Genomic DNA, 18600 nt, shown 5'->3' on the forward strand with positions numbered 1-18600 from the left:
TCGACACCGGGCATTCCTTTGTCCAGCAGCGTCATGGCTCGCAGGCGACGCCGCTCCAACTCCTCCGCTGTGCCTGGGGGTCTCATGCATGACAATATCGGTTCAAGCAATACACTTTATTTAACCGCTCAATGGTCAATAAGAAAGAAGCCTCGGGCATCAAGAACGTTATATCATTCACCGCTCCCAATGAGTGACCCAACGGCCGCCTGCTTCCGTGAGACGGGTCAGGGGCTCGCCGGTGCACGAGCCCCGCTCCCCGGACAGACGTCCTTGGCCCTTACAAATTCGGCTCTGCCGGCTCTGACACGCCCTTCAACGCGGCTCCGGAAAGTTCGAGATCGCCCCCTTTGGCGGCGAGGTCCCCAAGGGAAACGATGCCGACAAGCCGTTGGTTGGCATCAAGCACCGGTGCGCGGCGAATCTGCTTCTCTCGCATGGCCTGAACAACTTCTTCAATTTCCTGATCCTCGCGAACCGTAAGAACGCCACTCGTCATCGCGTCCCCCGCCAGCGTTTTGTTCGGATCCAAGCCCTGTCCGACCACGCGGATGGTGATATCGCGGTCGGTGAGCATGCCGACAAGCATCTGATCGCGGGCCACTGGCAATACCCCCACGTTTATTGCGGCCATTTCCTCAGCAGCCTGCCGCACGGTGGCATCTGCACTGATGGCTTTCACTCTATTGGTCATCGTCTCCTTCACCTGCATGAGAATTTCCTTTCGTAAAACAGCGATACGCACTCCTCTAAGGTCTGCATGGCATTATGAACAAATCGAGACGACAATACATGAATCACGTATGAAAAGTAATTCATTTCATACTCTGCCAGCACTCGCGGCGCTATCGCGTATGAACGGCTCTTAAGCTTGTGATCATGTTCTCGTTGGCATCGCAACCTCACAATAAGCGCTCTACTGGAACTCGCCTGGCTGACCAGGCATGCATGAGACAGACCCGCTTGAAGAACCCGCTGAACGCAAAGACATCGTCAGTGGCAAGGGAGATGTACGATGGCAAACGAACAGCACCAGCCGGCCCTCATCATCGTGGGCAGCACTGGTCTTATCGGCTCACACCTCGCAAACCGATTTGCGGAAACATACCGGGTCTTCGCAATGGACATCAAGTCGCCCGAAGACCTGCCGGAGGGCGCGGAATTCATATCCATCGACGTAACTTCCGGCGAGCGCGTGCATGACGCCATACACGAAGCGGCGTCCCGTAGCGAGGGCCCAATTGCCGCAGTGATCCAGCTGGCGGCCTATTATGACTTTGCGGGCGATCCCAGTGAACTCTACGACAAGATCACCGTGGAAGGAACCAGGCGGGCCCTACGCGTCGCCCAAGAGATCTCGGCGGAGCAGTTCATTTTCTCAAATACGATGCTTGTTCATCGTGCTACGAAGCCGGGACAGCCATTCAATGAAGACCGACCGCTTGAAGCGAAATGGCCTTATCCTCAATCGAAGGTGAAGACCGAAAAGCTCATTCGAGCGGAGCACGGCAACCTGCCCGCAGTATTGCTTCGAATCGCCGGTGCATATACCGACGTCTGCGACTCGCTCCCGCTTTCTCATCAGATTCAGCGAATTCGGGAACAGAGACTTACATCCAAGGTCTATCCGGGAGATATGCGCTGCGGGCAAGCTTTCGTTCACATTGACGACCTAACCGAGGCCTTTTACAAAACGGTCAAGAACAGACACCTTCTGCCGAATGATGCATTCCCAATCCTGATCGGCGAACCGGAGACGCCCGGATATGGGCAGCTCCAGAAGGAGTTTGCCCGACGGATTCTGGGCGTTTCCGACTGGGAGACGCGCGAAATCCCCAAGGCGCTTGCCAAGTCCGGCGCATGGCTCCAGGAGAACATGCCCGGAGTCGACGACCCCTTTATCAAGCCCTTTATGGTCGACCTTGCGGACGACCACTATGAGCTTGATATTTCGCGAGCGCAGGAGCGGATCAACTGGTACCCGAAACGACGGCTCCTGCAGACCGTGCCATCCATGATCGAAAGCCTGAAAACCGACCCGGAGGCTTGGTATCGGCGACACGGACTGACGTCGGAAGGCGGGTAAGTCTCGAGACAGCGTCTCGACCGCCCCACAATGGCTATAACCGTGCCTGCCTCTACTTCCTCGGCAGGAGCAGCTCATTGTCCACGAAAACAGCCCCGCTGCGTAGTGCTGCCTCAGTGGCTTGTCTCCGGGCCGGCCAACTCGTGACCGTGCCGGTCAGGGTAGCGACGCCATTTGTGACGTCCACGGACACACGTTCGGGATCGATCATCGTCATCCACCAAAGCGTATCCTCGATATCCTCCTTGATTTCCCGATCGCTCTTCCTGTTCATGCGCTCCGGAGTATCATACCATCCAAAATCATAAACATACCACTCATAGACATAGGGATTGTCAATGACGGGAAGTCCGGTGCGGGTTACAACGAGCGCATTGCTGATATCGGTCACGCCCTTCACGTGCGAAGCGGCGTTCTCCGCCTGGGCCTTTTCGAAGAAGGAGTCCACGTTGCCGCTGAGGTACAGCGTCCCGTTGATCACGTCAGCCGATAGATCAAATCGGTCAACGTACGGATCCCGCAAGAGGGCTTCGCGCACCGCGTCCGCGATTTGCTTGTCACTCTGCGGCTTTCTGTGGGCAGACGGACGAACCTTCAGTCGATTCAGGACGCGGGAGACACCGGTGGTATTGCGGGCGTCCTGGGCAGCGGCCCGCTTCGCGATGAGGCTGTCGACGACTCCCCGGAGCGTCACAATGCTGCCGCTTACTTGAGGACTTACGTCGCCGGAGGTCACGCGGGGATCATAGAGAATCGCGTCGCGCACCGCTTGGCGTATGTCCTCGGGCGACTTGGCCACAAAGGCCGTCTCGCGACGATTGGGGTTCTCAGCCCAATCGCGCACGACCAAGCCGGAGTCATCGACTTTCCTGACCCCCGCTACCCATGCGTCATAGCGCGCCTGGCGTTTCTCGGCCGCACTGCCCACCGTCCCTGTTAACCTCACAATGCCGTTATCCACCGCAACGTCGATTATTGTGCTGTCGACCAACGCGTTCCACTCAAGGGTCCGGGCGACCTCCGCCTTGATTTCTTGGTCTGATCGCTCCGTTTTATAGTCCACGTCGATCGCATTCTCGACATCAGTTACTCCAGCGACGCCAGCCGCCACCTTTTCCGCAAGCTGTTTTTCTCTCCACGACTCGGTCGTACCGGTCAACCTCACGACCCCGTTCGGCGTCGCGGCGACGCCAACTTGGTATGAATCGGTCGCCGCATCTGCCAGGAGCGCCGCCTTGACATTCCTTTCTATTTCTTCAGGTGACCGTTGCGACGTAGGCTTGACCGTAATGCGATTGACAATCGCTCGCACCCCCTTGATCGTCTCCGCTAAACGCTCGGCACGTCGCTTCGCCAGACAGTTGTTCACGGTGCCCGAAAGGGTAACGATACCATCCGCGCACGCGATATCGATGCGGTCGAACGATACCCCCTCGTCAAAGAACAGGGCATCTTCGACGGCGTTGCACACGTTCTTGTCATTGACGACAGGTTCAGCTGCAAGGGCAGGGATCGGAGCAATCATCAAGTTCGCTACCAGCGAACCGGCGGTGGCACAGAAGAAGAATCGAAGTACGTCGTGTGTTCGTCTCATGTTGATTTCCTTTAAATGATGCGAGATTCCAGGGCATCCAACATGAGAGTTTGCCATGCGAACTTAAAAAAAACCTGAACCTCTTCCGAACAGATGGTCATCGGATCGAGGCTCGGAGTTGCCGCCCGTCAGGCTTCGCTGCCTCCTTCCATACTCGAACGATTATGCTGGTCGATGCTCAGATCGGCCAGCTGCTGTTCCACTCTCTCGATTTCGTGTCGCAGTGCCTGGCGGTCTTTGTCCGGAATTTCTGCCAGCATGTGACGCAAATCGTCGAGTCTGTTCAGTAATTCAGTACGTTTCGCGCGTTCAGTCGTTTCGGCCATGGAAACGCACCTACCTCTCATGTTGTCCGAGGTTTACAGTACTCGTGAATGGGCACGACATCGGCCCCGGAGAGTCCATCCGGGACGCATCAGGCCGGTACCATGCTTCGCTCCGCACTGAGCACGTACCCTGTACCCACGACGGTATGAATCAGCTTGGGTTCAAAGCCCTTGTCAATCTTGCTGCGCAACCGGGAAACGTAGACCTCGATCACGTTGCTTTCGTCCTGGAACAGCAAGTCCCAAACGCGCTCGCCGATGTTCGTACGGGTCAGAACGCGCTCGGGATTCCGCATGAAATACTCCAGGAGCGCGAATTCCTTCGTGGTCAGGTCGACGCGCTTGCCGTCGCGCATGACCTTGCGCCGGACCAGATCCATTTCAATATCCTGAAAGCGTAGCGATGCGCCTTCGGACGACTGCCCGCGGCGCAGAAGTGCGCGTACGCGCGCGATCAACTCGTCAAAATCGAAGGGCTTGGTCAGATAGTCGTCCGCACCGGCGTCCAATCCCGAAACCTTATCCGCCGTGGAAGCGAGCGCCGTCAGCATCAGTGTCGGCGTCGAGACCTTTCGGCGACGCAGCTCCCTTGCGACTTGGACGCCGTCGTGATCCGGCAGCATCAGGTCGAGGATAATGACGTCATACCGCTCCCGCACGGCAAGCTCTTCGCCTTCGCGTCCGGATGGTGTCGTATCCACTGCATACCCTTGCTCTTCCAGCCCTTTCTTGAGCAACTCCGCAAGACGTTCATTGTCTTCAATAACCAGGATGCGCATGGAAATCTCTCCCGAAGGAATCGTGCTGAATCAACGATGACGAACAACTAAACGGATATAAGGGCAAACTGGAGGCATTGGCAATTGGACGGCTGGACTAGTCGAGTACGACTTTGGTCGTATCCATTCCGACAAGTTGCGCCAACAATACAAGCTGTGCGAGGGAATTAGCCTGCATCTTCTGCATCACCCGTCCGCGATGCACCTTGATCGTCTTTTCGCTGATGTTCCACAGCTCGGCGATCTCGCGGTTGGTCTTGCCTGAGACCACTTGTGAGAGCACTTCTCGCTCGCGCCGGGTGAGCGAACGCAACCGCCGCTCGACTTCTTCCTTGCGAGTCCGCGACCGGCGGAACTCCTGATCCTCTCGTAGCGCCCGATGCACGGCCTCCAGCAAGAGCTGCTCGTTGAATGGTTTCTCGACAAAGTCCAGCGCGCCTGCCTTCATGGCCCGAACGGTTGTAGGCACATCCGCGTAAGCCGACATGAAGATGATGGGTATTGTCAGACTCCGCTCCGCCAGCGTGGCTTGCAGTTCGAGCCCGCTCGCACCCGACATGCGCACATCCAGAAGCAGGCAACCGGGCCGATCAGGATCGGCCCGGTCAAGAAAATCCTGCGCCGACTCGAACGTCTCGGCGGGAATACGCTCATGCTCGAACAGCTGCGCGAGAACGCGACGGATGGACGCGTCGTCGTCAACGATAAACACCGTCGGCGGATTATTCATGGTCGGCTGTTCCGTCGGATCCACCTTCGGCAACCGGGAAGCTCACTCGCACGGTCGTCCCCCGGCCGACCTCGCTGTCAATATCAATTCTCCCCCCGTGCTCCTCGACTATACCGTGCACAATGCTCAGCCCCAGCCCCGTTCCTCCCTGCGACCCCCGGGTCGTGTAGAACGGATCAAAGACGTGTCGCTTCACGTCAGGCGCCATGCCCTGGCCTTCGTCCTGCACGGCCAATTGTACCATCCCCCCTACGGAAGCCGTACGTACCTGAATCTCCTGTCCGCGCGCGCTGGCGTGACAGGCATTGGAAACGAGATTGAGCACGACCTGTTCCAGCTCCGCGGCGTCCCCCTCAATCGCCGGCAGCGGCTCGCTCAAGTCGACCTTCAAGCCGATTCCCGCGTAATTGCGTTCCGATGTGCTGAGCTGAATGGCGGCCTTCACCACGCTGTTAAGGTCCAGCGGCTCGCGATGGGACGGCTCCTGGCGCGCAAACCGCTGGACGTTTCGCACGATACGCCCGCACCGCTTGGCGTCCTCGATGATATTTCCCAGCATCCGGTCGGTCTCGTCGCCCGGGTTTCGCTTTCGAAGCAACTGCGCCGTCATGACAACCGACGCCAGCGGATTGTTGATCTCATGGGCAATGCCGGCGGCCAGAATGCCGATCGACGTAAGCCGCTCGGTCTGACGAAGCCGCTCTTCACTTTCCACGTGCTGCGTGACGTCCATGGAAATGTTGAGAATATGACGCGCTGAGCCACTCTCATGCTGCGCAAAGAGAACGCTCCAAGTGCGCAGCCAGCGCCATTCACCCGCCGCGTTTCGTACACGAACCCGCCACGTCACCGGCACTCCATCGGTCCGATGAAGCACCTTTTCCATTGCCTCATCCACGAGCTTCTGGTCTTCAGGGGATACGGCGTCCAGAAACACCGCGCGATTCTTGGACAGGAGTTTGTCGACGTTCATCCCGAAGAACTGGGCCATTTGCCTGTTTACAAACCAATAACGCTGCTCCTCCGTGTCCAGAATACGGATCATCGTCGGTGCCGTATCAGCGATTTTCTGAACCAGGCGTACGCTGTCACGCAACGCTCGATCCAGTCGATCGCGTTCCAAGACTCGCCCCAATTGGGTACCGATACTCGCCATCACATCCAGCTGCTCGAGGGTCGGATCCTTCCTCGTCTGTGAGAGAAACTCCAGCACACCAATGACTTCTGATCCGGCAAGTATCGGAAAGGCCGCCGCCGTGTGAATTCCCAACTGTTCGCCCAGTTCTTTCCGCCGACCGGACATCTCTTTCTCGATCCCGCGCGTCCATTCCGGCTGACCACTGGCGAAAACGCGCCCGGGCAGACCCTTTCCGCGCTTGAATTGCAGCGTCAGCGTTTCCTCGAGCAAGGGTCGAAATCGCCCTTGATCGTGCTCGTACGAGGCGTCAATTGGAATCAGCAAGCTGGAGTCATCAAGCGACGGCAGATAAGCCGCCCCGCAGACCCAGCCATTGAATTCGCACACCTGCGCCAACACAAAAGAAATGGCATCCTCGACGGTATCTGCAAAATTCGCTGCCGTCGCCACGTCGCGAATCAGGCGAAGCGTCTTGGCCTGCTGCTCGATCCGCTCGCCCATCCGGACCGCATGCGCTTTCATGTACAGGTCGGAGTGGGCATGCTCGATCTGCTCGTCGCGGCGGCCGTACTGGTGCTCTCGAGCCCTGAGGGCCAGCCCGACGATACTCAGAAGATTGTGAGGGCTGACGGGACGCTCAAGCAGGGTGAAGTTGCTGGATGGACCGATTGTCGAATGGTCTGGCGAGTCGAACCCGCCGCACAGTACCACGAGAGCCACATCGGACCAGGCGGCCTGGCCCTCCAGGGCGCTTGCGATCTTTGACATCTCGTTGTTGATGGCTTCATGCGCGACGACGGCCAGTCCCACGCCGGCGACAAGTCCGGCGCACAGGCTCTCCACATTCTCGCAATGCTGGACCTTGAAGCCGGCACGATCGAAAGCCGAATGCAGCTCCTCCTTCTCGGCGCCGTCAACTGTCAGTAGGAGGATACTCTTCTCATGAAATTGCGTGCTCATTGCGTCCAGCCGAGGGTTGCGAAGCGGGCTTCGACCCCGGGAGGGGGCGCCAACCCGCCACCCAATGATATGACGAACCGGGTCTTCCTGAAACCTCGTCTTTCCACCCGTCAGGGTGAATTGCTGCTGGATGACTCAGAACCAAACCGCTCGGCCGCCTTATTGTACGCGGCCTGAAGGTCGTTCCATGCCTTCTGAGCGCCGGTTTTCACGTCACCCCAGGCTTCAGCCGATGCAGCCCCAAGCTCATCCAGCTTTGAGCGAAGTGCCTTACGCTGCTCCGCAACGGCATCCATCTGCTCCTGCCACTCCTTCTTGGCCTGTTCGGACAACTCTGAACCCCGCTCCTTCATGGCGTCAACCTTCTTGTCCAGATCGGCAAGCTTGTCCTCCAGCTCCCTTCGGAACTCCTCGGCCTTTTTCTTGGAGTACGCCGCCGCGGCCGAAGCGGCTTCTCCAGCCTTGTCCGTCACATCTCCGGCAGTGACACCCGTTGCCGTGGATGAGCTTGCTGAGGGCTCTTTACCGGTGGAGGATTCCTTTTCTCGCTCGCATGCAACGGAAAATGCAACAGCGGTAACCACAACCAAAAGCGAGATCGCCCTGATCATTTAATTTTCTCCAGTCTATGAACCCGGCGTCCTGGATCAGACCGGCAAACGTCGAATCGCCGGCAAGTCATTCGTCACCCGGTAGCCCTTGCCGTTCCCTCTCTGCGCAGGACATGCCTATGAACCTGATCCCCTGCCCGCCTGAACACTTCAATAGAATAGTCGACACGGATTAACAGCAACTGAAAGTCATCTGAATCTGTTGTCAGAAGCGGCGTTTCCGGGATTCCCGGATGTAGATTCCGGCCACAACGCACTACTTGTCGCAATCGTAAGAGCGTTGTTAAACCCCGATCAGTAGCTCAGTCATATCATTGCTCCATGCAGCGATGCAACAGTCGCTGACCCTTCGACCGACGGTGCGGGGGACGCCGGCGTTGCGGATAAGTTGGCCCCCGCGGGAGCATGCGAGTGAACTGGGATACCGTAAAGGGCAATTGGACGCAGATGAAAGGCCGGGTCAAGGAACGCTGGTCAAAACTCACCGATGACGATGTCAACCGCATCGAAGGGCGTTTCGAACAGCTGGCCGGGAAAATCCAGGAAAAATACGGCAAGTCTCGTGAGGACGCCGAACGCGAGATCAACGAATTCTGTGGTTCATGCTGACGCCGAATCCGCAGAGCGTCGCTGCCGGATCAGAAAACAAGAGAGAGAGGAGAATGACATGAAATCGATTCGAACGCTTCTGATGCCGATGGTCGTGCTTGCCTTGGTTGGTGCTCTGACAGGGTGCGCAACGATGGAAGGCAAATGGTCACTCGCGAAAGTGAATCCCACGGCCGCGAGGGATGATTTCGCGTACTCCAGCCTGACACTTCAAAAGGACGGCACGTTCTACGCGGAAGCCAAGGAGCCGACTGGGAGCCGCACCGTATCCGGAACATGGACGATGCACAATGGCCTCCTTTCGCTGAAGGAGGAGAGTGGTGAGCGCCATGTCTACGACGCCAAGGTCATGGACGGTGGAAAACAGCTCATGCTCGTCCGCCATTGGAACGGGCAGCGCCTCACGGCCGTACTCGACAAACGGTCCACCTGATCAACCGTAAGGCCGATTGCGGCCTAAATCATTCAGCCCGGGGAAAATTCCCTGGGCAGACAGATGACGAAACAACGATGATTCTGGATTCACCGAAGAGTCAATCCTGAAAGGAGCGATGTAGCATGAAGCGCGTAGTGACAATCATGACCGTCCTTGGCCTGTGTGCCCCTGTGGCGTTTGCGGGCAACATGATGGGAAAGGACCTGCTTCGTCCCGTCCAGAAGAACGGTAAATGGGGATTCATCAACGCCGACGGGAAAGTGGCCATTTCACCGAAGTTCGACGAAGCCGCCGGTTTCCACGATGGTTTGGCCCGCGTACAGATGGACGGGAAATGGGGGTACGTGAGCCCGGATGGCAAGATGGCGATAAAGGCCCGCTTTCGAGACGCCGGTGACTTCAATGGAGGTTTCGCGTTCGCCCGAGAAAAGCAACAATATGGTTATCTTGATAAAGAAGGCCATTTCCACATCAAACCCGCTTACGAAGAGGCCGGTTACTTCGTGAATGGACGAGCACCGGTCAAACAGGATGGCAAGTGGGGGTTCATTGATACGGATGGCAAATGGATCGCGAAACCCCAGTTCGACGAGGCTGCCGGCTTTTCCGGCGGGCTGGCGCGAGTAAGAATCGGAGGCGTGCTCAGCCAGAAATACGGCTTCGTTGACGAATCTGGTAAGATTGTCATCAATCCGCAATACACCGATTGCGGCAACTTCAATGAGGGACTGGCCCCGGCCGAAAAAGAAGGCAAATGGGGCTACATCGACAAGGACGGCAAATGGACGATTTCGCCGCAGTTCGGCGAGGCTTCCGATTTCTCACAGGGTAGAGCCCTTGTCAGAGTCGGAGGAATGGGCGGAGAGTATGGTTACATCGATGACAACGGGAACTTCGTGATCAATGCGAAGTACAGTGATGCCAAGTCGTTCCGCGACGGCCGTGCCGCCGTGCAAGTTGACGGCAAGTGGGGCTACATCGATGAAAACGGAAAAATGACCATCGATGCGAAATTCTCCGAGGCAGGATCCTTCCGAGACGGCCTCGCACTTGTGCATGTCGGCGGCGTGCTCGGCATGGGCGAGCGCGCGAACTGGATTAATAAATCAGGTGAAGTCGTGTGGAAGGCATCGAGTTAGAAATGCCTCTTTGGCGCCGGTGGGTCGCCGTGTGTTCGTCGACAGAGCGGCGGATTCACTGCGATCCCACTTGCGGCGGCGGGCCGCAATCCGGAAAGCGCGGCCTGTCGATTCAGGGGAACTGTGCATCCAGTGGAAAGTCGATGACTCCGCTTCAAGGGAGGTATGCCATGTTAGGTTGGGCACTTGCATTTTTCTTGATCGCGATCGTTGCCGCCATATTCGGCTTCACCGGCATTGCGGCCGGCGCCGCCTCGATCGCGAAAATATTGTTCTTCATTTTCCTTGTGCTATTCCTGTTCGCATTGATCGGTGGACTGGTCCGCGGGCGTGCCCCGCGACCCCCGCTTTGACCGCTAACTGCGGCAAGATCGATGAAACTCCATCGGAACGCATGATGATACAACCTGCGGGCGCCCTCCTTTGGGGCGCCCTTCTTCAAAAGAGAGCCAAGCTTGGAGGAACTCTGGTCTACCCTGGCCGCGGGGGCAATGACGGCGCTGGGCTTCTTCTGGAAGGCGGGCTGGGCATTCGTCCTTGGATACGCCGTTAGTGCAATGATCCAGACGTTTGTACCCAAGAGGCGTCTCACACGCCATATGGGTGCGCCATCCCTGAAGAGTCTCTCACTTGCGACGGCGTTCGGCGCGATTTCGTCTTCGTGCTCATTTGCCGCCCTATCGGCCGCCCGATCCCTGGTCCTGAAGGCGGCACACTTTGTCGCCGCGGTGGCATTCATGTTTGCCTCAACGAACCTGGTCATCGAACTGGGCATCCTGATCGCCATCTTTCTCGGTTGGCAATACCTTGCGGCCGAACTGATGGGTGGAGTCGTGCTCATCGCGATCAGTGCTGTCTTGATTCGATATACCTATCCGTCGACCTGGCTACAGACGGCTCGCGAGAAAGTCGAGAACGAAGCGGAAAGTGAGCATGAGAATTTTAATCCGTGGCGGCGTGTCAGGAGCATGCACGGCTGGCGGATGGTCGGACATCGCTTTGTGATGGAATGGAAGATGGTCTGGCATGAAATCCTCGCCGGATTCACGATTGCCGGATTCGTAAAGGTCCTCGTGCCCGACAGAATCTGGCAGGCCATCTTTCTCACAAACGTACCAGACGATGCTGTCCCGAGCTTCTGGATCGTGCTGGAAAACGCAATCGTCGGACCATTTGTCGCCGCAGCCACCTTCATCGGCTCCATGGGAAACATCCCCCTTGCCACTGTCCTCGCCGGGAGCGGCACCGCCTTTGCCGGCGTCATGGCGTTCATCTACTCGGATTTGATGGTGCCGCCCATTGTCCGTGTAAATGCCCGTTATTATGGCTGGCAGGTCGCCCTCTGCATTGCGGCCGTGATGTTCGCCAGCATCGTCTGCACCGCACTGCTGCTGCATTATGGCTTCGCCGCGACCGGCCTGACGCCGGAAACCACAGCGGTTTCCGTTGACTCCGCAAGGGCCTTCGACGTCGACTACACGCTCTGGCTTAACCTCGCGTTTGCGGCCATCGCAGGGGTAATGATCGTGCTTCACCGGCAGTACGCCAGTTCGCACGAACCAAAAGCACACAAACCACGCAGGGGTACTATCCAAATGACTGTCAGCATAACGGCTATCGCAGTTCTTGTGACCGGATTGATCGCGTCCGCCGCAATCGCCTGAGATGCAAACATGTCGTATGCGTCGAGGTACGGAAAACGTCGTGCACATCATTTGTCTGCGAAGTCGGCCAGCTTCTTCCGAAACCGCTTGAGGCCGATGCGGTGACGTCGGATCTTCTTCCACGGGTCACTCCGACTACCCAACCTTCGGAAGATATTCGCAGTCGTGTAGTCTCGTGGACCCATTTCGCCGTTCTCCAACTCATCCCAATCGAGCGGGGTTGCCACCGATGCCTGCGGCTTTGCCCGAACGGCATAGGGCGCTGCGATCGTCTGTCCGAACGCATTTCGCAGATAATCCACGAATACGCGATTTCCGCGCTTGTTCTTGCGCTGCTCGACGGTCAGCTCCTTCTGATGGCGTTGCGCCACAAGTCGGGCAAGTTCGGACGCACAATCGCGGACCTCGCCGAAATCGGATGTTCCATCAAGGGGCACGACAACGTGCAACCCCCGCGAACCAGTCAGTTGCACGAAACTCGTCACTCCGAGTTCCTCAAGCATATCGCGTACAGCGATTCCCGCCTTGCGAACCTGCGCAAAATCGCTCGTAGTCGGATCGAGATCGAAAACCATCAAGTCCGGATTGTGCACATTGTTGGCGTACGACAGCCAGATATGCGGAGTAATGCAGGCCTGGCCGGCAAGATACGCCAAAGTCGCAACATTCGAGACGACAACAAATTCCTGTCTGCCGCCCTTTTGCAGACGGATGTCGGCTCGCTCAATCCAATCGGGGAAGTAATGGGGGGTTTTCTTCTGGTAGAAGCTCTTGCCTTCAACGCCGTTCGGATAGCGGTGCATTACAAGGGCACGACCTTCGGCATAACGCAAGATGGTTCTTCCTATCTTTTGATAGTATTCGATCAGATCCCCCTTGGTAAGGCCTGCGTCAGGGAAAAGGACCTTGTCCGCATTCGAGATCTCAATACTGCGCCGACCGACCCGCACGTTCCTCACGACCGACTCCCATCATGCTCCAGCCCGACGGTCCTGGCCTTCTTGCGACGCAGGCCCAGAAAACGCGGATGACGCAACCGGTTCTTGCGCGTCAACTCCGTGTAGGCAACCTCGGCAACGAGCTTGGGTTTGACCCAATGCACGCCCTTGCTCGGCAATTCCCGGTCGGCGTACGATGGCTTCCTTGCCTCCAGCCCTTTCAGTCGCCCGTGAAGCTCCTCCAGGGTCTCATCATCAAACCCCGCGCCCACCATGCCCGCGTAACGGAGGTCTCCGTTCTCGTAATATCCGAGCAAGAGCGCTCCAAAGCCCAATCGCGATCCCTTGGGGTCCGTGAATCCGCCGATAACGAATTCCTGGCGATTCGTGCATTTGAACTTCAACCAATTCCGGGAACGCGAATGCACGTAGCCGCTATCCAGGCTCTTCGCAATGACTCCCTCCCAGTGTCTCTCGCACGCCACCCGATGATACCGCTCCCCCTGCTCGCGTCGGTGCGTGCAATAGCGGATGGGATTCTTCCAGGTGAGTAAATTCTTCAGCAGCCGTTTCCGGTCCCGCAAGGCAAGCCCGGTAACATCATATCCGTCTACGTACAACAGGTCGAAAAGGTAATAATAGACCGCAGTGCTTTTTGCTGCCTGTCGGGCTGCATCCCGATCCCTGATCTTCATACGCTGCTGGAGACGCTCGAAGCTCGTGACTCGTCCCTTAAACGCCACAACTTCCCCGTCGACAACCCAGTTGCTGCCGCCATCGCCTTGAAGTGCTTCGACCAATTCGGGATAGGTTTCGGATAGATCCTCGTCGTATCGGCTCTTCAGACTCACGGTCCTGCCTGACCGAAACGCCAGGCAGCGCTCTCCGTCGAGCTTCCGCTCGAATATCCAGTCAGGATCGGAGAAATAGTCGTGTGTCAGAGTGGCCAGCATCGGGCTCGCCGTCTGAGGCTGCTTCCTGCGCCGCAGCGCATGCCTCGCTGATTCGTCCAGTTGATCCAACGGAGTGCTCATTCTTTGTTTGCCCCCCGTTTCTCCTCTTTGTGAACGGCCTTCATTGTCCGCCCGCTTGCAACGCTTTTTGGCTGCGTGCTCGTAGGCTTGCGACGGCCGTCGGCTTTCTTGTCCTTCATCTTGGCCAGCAGCCACCGCTCCTTGTTGTCCTTGGCGATCCGGGTCAGGGCATAACCGCCCTGAAGCTTCTCGCCGTCGAGCCAGATCTCCACGTGCCCGTCTGCAAAGGCCCGTTTCATGGGAATTGCGTTGCCGTCGTCGCCCTGCTTGATGTTGCGATATGTTCCCCGGTCCCAGATCAGCACCGTGCCCGCCCCATACTCGCCCTCTGGAATGACACCCTCGAACGACGCATATTCACGGGGGTGATCCTCGGTCATAACAGCCAGGCGCCTTTGTCGCGGATCGGTCGATGGTCCCTTGGGAACTGACCAGGACTTCAAGACGCCGTCGACCTCGAGGCGGAAATCGTAGTGCAGTCTTGACGCAGCGTGTTTCTGTATGACAAAGATCGGCTGACGTTGTCTCCCACCAGACTTTTTCTTTGGGAACGGCTCCGGCGTGCTTTTCTTGTTCCGCTTCTTCCGGTACGCAGACAATGTGTCACGGTTCTTTTTGGTCACCCGATAGCCCATCCCGAGTCAACACGATAAAGGAACAAGCTTGGCGTGGCCATCTAAAGGGGGGCTGAATTGGCGCTAAAAATAGGGTCACCAGCGCCGCTCGACGTGACGCGATTCCGCGGCAGCAATGGAATCGTTGCCCATTCGACAATTGCTGACGTGGTGGCCTCTCGAATCCTCTGCAATTTCTGTGACATTCAGTGCCCACGTTTCAACGGACAAGTCTCAGTCCAGTATCGGCTTCACGGACCCAACCGTTCGTGTCCCGTCGGGCTTTTCGATCTCGATCCACCACATCGTCGTCTCAGGCAACGGGTCCGGCGCTATTGCGTGGACATCATAGTCCCCGTGGGCGGCGGCATATTGCCCCTTCCCCACGTAGGACAGCGTGGGATCGTTCGTTCCGATCCAGCCCCGAACGACAGTCGCACCTTTGTCGTCGTACGGGAGTTTCACCACAAGATGGCTCTCCTTGCCTGCCTCGACCTTGCCGTGGCCCTGCGCGAAGCCCACACTCATGTCCCCTATCATGAACGAGCCGAGGTCGACCTCCGGATGATCTTCGTGGTCGTTCGCTTCGCCGTGCATCGCGTGCGAATGTCCCGCTTCGCCCTCCGCCGCGTGCGACGTATCCTCAACGGGCACTGGATTCTTTTGCTCCCCGGCTTCGCGCCCACACGCCGGGCAAAGAAGTGACGCAACGCCCAGCCCGATTCCCAGAATTGATCGTATCAACGAACACCTCCTTCTCAATGGCCACAACGTCAACGGCTCGACCCAGTGCTCTCCAGTTCAGGTGCGCGGAAGACCAATGCATAGCCTGCCGGGACGACCACGAGATTGAGTAGCGTCGAGCTTACCAATCCACCAAGCACGACAACCGCCATCGGCGCCAGAATCTCGCTGCCCGGCTCGCCTGCCGCCCACGCAATGGGCACCAACCCCAGAACGGCCGTCAGGGCAGTCATGAGGATCGGCACCAGGCGCTCCTGAGAGCCCTGCATGATGGCTTCCGCAATCGGCTTGCCTTCCTCCTTGATCAAGTAGGCGTAATGATTGACGAGCAGGATCCCGTTTCGTACGGCAATGCCGAACAGGGTGATAAATCCGACCATACTCGCGATGGAGATTACGGGCGCCTCATAGCGGCCTGCAAAGCCGAACAAGGCAACAGTGTTTCCCACGAGATTGTCCGACTCAGTAACGAAAATCGCCACGATCCCGCCAATCAGCGCGAGGGGAAGATTGACCATTACGAGCAAGGCTGCTTTGGTGGAACCAAACGACATGTTCAGCAGTAACAGCACGATCACGGAAACGATCGCGCCCATAACGTACAGCGTTCGAGAAGCCGACTGCTGGGCTTCAAACTGTCCGCCGAATGAAACGGAGTATCCGTGCTCCGCCACGATCGGGTTGACGCGATCCTGCACCTGCGCGACGAGGTCACCCAGATTAAAGCCCTCGGCCACGTTGCAGGATATCACGGCCTTTCGCTGGGCGTTCTCCCGAGAAATCAGATTGGACGCTTTCTCAATCCCGATGTCCGCCACTTCACTCAGGCGAACCAGCGCGCCGTTGCGTCCGCGGAGCATCAGGTCCTTCACCTGCTGGATCCGCTCGCGGTGCTCAGGCGCCAACCGTACGACGATGTCGTATACCTTCACGCCTTGATTCACCACGGCCACGGTCTCGCCGAAGATCGCATCCCGTACCTGCTCGGCGGCGTCAACGGGTGTCAGGCCCCATCGAGCCAATTCGTCGTGGCGGTACTGGACCGGAAGCGATGTAATCATGATCTCCCGGTTGGCCGCAACATCCCGCGTTCCCGGCAACGGCTCGATGGCTTCCTGAATTGCCCGGGCAATCTTCCGCAGCACGCGCAGGTCTTCGCCATAGACATTGATCGCAATGGCCGCCGGCGTGCCCGACATGATGTGCGATAGCCTGTGCTCAATCGGCTGGCCAATGGTCGTTGTGATCCCGGGTACCGCCGACAGGATCTCGTCGATATGAAGGCGCACGTCAGATTTCTCGTAACCGGCCGCCACGGTCACTTCAATTTCGCTGTTGCTGACTGGTTCCGCGTGCTCATCCCGCTCCGCCCTTCCGGTACGGCGCACAACCGAACGAACGCCCTCGATCTGCGAAAGCCGCTGCTCCACGCCCTGCGCGAGACGGTCACTTTCTTCAAGGGAAGTGCCGGGCGGCGCCATGAGAAACACGGTAAACGTGCCCTCGTTGAACTCAGGCAGAAAACTCGACCCGAAGGTGGATGCCAGCCACACGCTCAAAGCGGTAAGACCGAGTGCGGCCCCGACGGTGACTTTCCGGAATCGAACAACAAAACGGAGGGTCGGCCGATACATGGCCTTTGCCCATCGGGTCATGAAGGACTCACGCTCGACGTCGCTCAGCTTTCCGCGCAGAAGCACTTTGGCCAGGGCCGGCGTCACGGTCAGGGCCACGAGCAGCGACGCACCGATCGAGAGCATGTACGTCGTACCCAGTGGCTGAAAGAACCGCCCTTCGAGTCCTCTCAGGAAGAGCATCGGTACAAAAACGATCACGATGATCAGCGTGGCAAAAAGGACCGAATTGAGCAGCTCGGCGCAAGCGTCGTATATGGTGGCGCCGCGCTCCCCTTGTGCCTTGACCGACACCGATTCTCTCTGACGCAGGCGGCGAAGGATGTTCTCGACAAAGATGATGCCGTCGTCGACGACGACGCCGATGGCCACCGCAAGTCCACCCATCGTCATCACGTTGATGGACTCGCCCCAGCCCCACAGTACAAGCAAAGCCATCGCGACCGCCAGGGGAATGGCTGTCAGCGTGATGATCGTGGCGCGTACATTCAACAGGAATAACCCAAGCACGATCGCCACGATGATTGCCGCGTCGCGCGCCACTTCGAGCACGTTGTGGAGCGATAGGTTGATGAAATCACTCTGCCGGAAGATATGGCGATTCAAGGATACGCCCGCAGGAAGTCCCGCTTCGACCGAATCGAGCGCTGCATCGACGGCCTGGGTCAAGGCCAGCGTATTGGTTCCGGGGGCCTTCTGAATGCTGAGCACTACCGCGGGAGATCCCGCGTCCGAGGCCGTGCCGCGCTTCAAGGCCGGCGCGAGCTTGACCTCCGCTACCCGCCCGATCGTGATCGGCACTCCCTCCGCGTAGCGTATGATCGTTGATTGAATGTCGGATACCCCGCGCACCCGGCCCGTTTGGCGGAGCGGAATCTCCAGGCCGCCGACATTCAGGAGATAACCGCCACCGGCCGTGCTGTGCGACTGCGATGCCGCCTCGACAACGTCCTTGATCGTAAGCCCGTAGAGACGCAATCGGTCTTGATCGACGTTGATTTGATATTCGGGAAGTTCCCCGCCAATAGCCACCACCTGGGATACGCCCGGAACACTCAGGAGACGATTTCGCAGATCGAATTCACCATATGCCCTCAACTCCAATGGCCCCACGCTGCCATCCGGCGAGCTGAGCGAAATCAGCATGATTTCCCCGGTAATGCTGGTAACCGGTGTGATCTCGGTGTGTACTTCGGGAGGCAACCGTTCCTCGGCCAGGCTCAGGCGTTCTGAAACGAGATACCGGGCGCGGTAGATGTCCACGCCCCAGTTGAACTCGACCCACACGATCGACAAACCGATCGCACTGCCGCTGCGAACCCGTCGTACGCCGGGGAGCCCGTTTACAGAACTCTCGATCGGAAACGTGATGTACTGCTCAACCTCGTCCGCCGCGTAGCCAGGTGACTCCGTGATGATCGTGACCGTCGGGGCATTCAACTCCGGAAATACATCAACGGCCATCTGCGGAACTTCGTAGGCCGCAAGTCCCAGCGCGAGCACGGCCATGATGATCACGAGAGTGGGGTTCTGCACGGAAAACTGTATTAGTCGCTTCAGCACG

General features: G+C 58.0%; 18 protein-coding genes. 6 read left to right on the forward strand and 12 right to left on the reverse strand.

Annotation, left to right across the window (positions count from 1 at the left end):
- Positions 1-280: 280 nt before the first annotated feature.
- Complete coding sequence (locus J5J06_05700) at positions 281-712, reverse strand: CBS domain-containing protein (GenBank protein ID MCO6436563.1); 432 nt, start codon at positions 710-712, stop codon at positions 281-283.
- Positions 713-1015: 303 nt separating this feature from the next.
- Between J5J06_05700 and J5J06_05705 the strand changes: the two genes are divergently transcribed.
- The gene (locus J5J06_05705) at positions 1016-2086 is read left to right on the forward strand and encodes an NAD(P)-dependent oxidoreductase (protein ID MCO6436564.1); all 1071 of its coding nucleotides are present in this window, start codon (positions 1016-1018) and stop codon (positions 2084-2086) included.
- 52 nt (positions 2087-2138) lie between these two features.
- Here the strand turns inward: J5J06_05705 and J5J06_05710 are convergent, their stop codons facing one another.
- The 6 genes from J5J06_05710 to J5J06_05735 all read right to left on the reverse strand — a co-directional run bounded on the left by J5J06_05710 (position 2139) and on the right by J5J06_05735 (position 8224).
- The gene (locus tag J5J06_05710) at positions 2139-3680 is read right to left on the reverse strand and encodes a BON domain-containing protein (protein MCO6436565.1); all 1542 of its coding nucleotides are present in this window, start codon (positions 3678-3680) and stop codon (positions 2139-2141) included.
- 128 nt (positions 3681-3808) lie between these two features.
- Positions 3809-4006, reverse strand: a complete 198-nt coding sequence (locus J5J06_05715; protein MCO6436566.1) for a hypothetical protein — start codon at positions 4004-4006, stop codon at positions 3809-3811.
- An 89-nt stretch (positions 4007-4095) separates the two neighbouring features.
- Positions 4096-4785 carry a response regulator transcription factor gene (locus J5J06_05720; GenBank protein ID MCO6436567.1) on the reverse strand — a complete coding sequence of 230 codons (690 nt, stop codon included), beginning with the start codon at positions 4783-4785 and terminating at the stop codon, positions 4096-4098.
- A 97-nt stretch (positions 4786-4882) separates the two neighbouring features.
- Positions 4883-5515, reverse strand: coding sequence for a response regulator transcription factor (locus tag J5J06_05725; GenBank protein MCO6436568.1), 633 nt, complete (start codon positions 5513-5515; stop codon positions 4883-4885).
- A complete protein-coding gene (locus tag J5J06_05730) occupies positions 5508-7613 on the reverse strand; it encodes a GAF domain-containing protein (protein MCO6436569.1) in 2106 nt (701 codons plus the stop codon). Before J5J06_05730 ends, J5J06_05725 begins: the two co-directional genes overlap by 8 nt.
- Positions 7614-7723: 110 nt before the next feature.
- Positions 7724-8224: a hypothetical protein gene (locus J5J06_05735; GenBank protein MCO6436570.1), complete on the reverse strand. Its 501-nt coding sequence runs from the start codon at positions 8222-8224 to the stop codon at positions 7724-7726.
- A gap of 411 nt (positions 8225-8635) precedes the next feature.
- Here J5J06_05735 and J5J06_05740 point away from each other — a divergent pair, with 411 nt between their 5' ends.
- The 5 genes from J5J06_05740 (at position 8636) to J5J06_05760 (ending at position 12072) form a co-directional block, all read left to right on the forward strand.
- Complete coding sequence (locus tag J5J06_05740; GenBank protein ID MCO6436571.1) at positions 8636-8833, forward strand: CsbD family protein; 198 nt, start codon at positions 8636-8638, stop codon at positions 8831-8833.
- 58 nt (positions 8834-8891) lie between these two features.
- A complete protein-coding gene (locus J5J06_05745) occupies positions 8892-9266 on the forward strand; it encodes a lipocalin family protein (protein ID MCO6436572.1) in 375 nt (124 codons plus the stop codon).
- A 125-nt stretch (positions 9267-9391) separates the two neighbouring features.
- Positions 9392-10408: a WG repeat-containing protein gene (locus J5J06_05750; protein ID MCO6436573.1), complete on the forward strand. Its 1017-nt coding sequence runs from the start codon at positions 9392-9394 to the stop codon at positions 10406-10408.
- 170 nt (positions 10409-10578) lie between these two features.
- Positions 10579-10761, forward strand: a complete 183-nt coding sequence (locus J5J06_05755) for a DUF1328 domain-containing protein (GenBank protein ID MCO6436574.1) — start codon at positions 10579-10581, stop codon at positions 10759-10761.
- Between the two features lie 138 nt (positions 10762-10899).
- On the forward strand, positions 10900-12072 hold the full coding sequence (locus tag J5J06_05760) for a permease (GenBank protein ID MCO6436575.1): 1173 nt from the start codon (positions 10900-10902) through the stop codon (positions 12070-12072).
- 47 nt (positions 12073-12119) lie between these two features.
- Here the strand turns inward: J5J06_05760 and ligD (J5J06_05765) are convergent, their stop codons facing one another.
- From ligD (J5J06_05765) to J5J06_05785, 5 genes are all read right to left on the reverse strand, one after another.
- On the reverse strand, positions 12120-13022 hold the full coding sequence (gene ligD, locus J5J06_05765; protein MCO6436576.1) for a non-homologous end-joining DNA ligase: 903 nt from the start codon (positions 13020-13022) through the stop codon (positions 12120-12122).
- A 5-nt stretch (positions 13023-13027) separates the two neighbouring features.
- The gene (gene ligD / locus J5J06_05770) at positions 13028-14044 is read right to left on the reverse strand and encodes a non-homologous end-joining DNA ligase (GenBank protein ID MCO6436577.1); all 1017 of its coding nucleotides are present in this window, start codon (positions 14042-14044) and stop codon (positions 13028-13030) included.
- Entirely contained in the window at positions 14041-14679 is a 639-nt protein-coding gene (locus J5J06_05775) for a DNA ligase (GenBank protein ID MCO6436578.1), read from the reverse strand. Before J5J06_05775 ends, ligD (J5J06_05770) begins: the two co-directional genes overlap by 4 nt.
- Before the next feature lie 213 nt (positions 14680-14892).
- Positions 14893-15402 (reverse strand): hypothetical protein, encoded by a 510-nt coding sequence (locus J5J06_05780; GenBank protein ID MCO6436579.1) that lies wholly within the window; start codon positions 15400-15402, stop codon positions 14893-14895.
- Between the two features lie 29 nt (positions 15403-15431).
- Entirely contained in the window at positions 15432-18599 is a 3168-nt protein-coding gene (locus J5J06_05785) for an efflux RND transporter permease subunit (protein ID MCO6436580.1), read from the reverse strand.
- Position 18600: the final 1 nt, after the last annotated feature.

This window comes from Phycisphaerae bacterium, from assembly GCA_024102815.1.
Taxonomy (GTDB): domain Bacteria; phylum Planctomycetota; class Phycisphaerae; order UBA1845; family UBA1845; genus JAGFJJ01.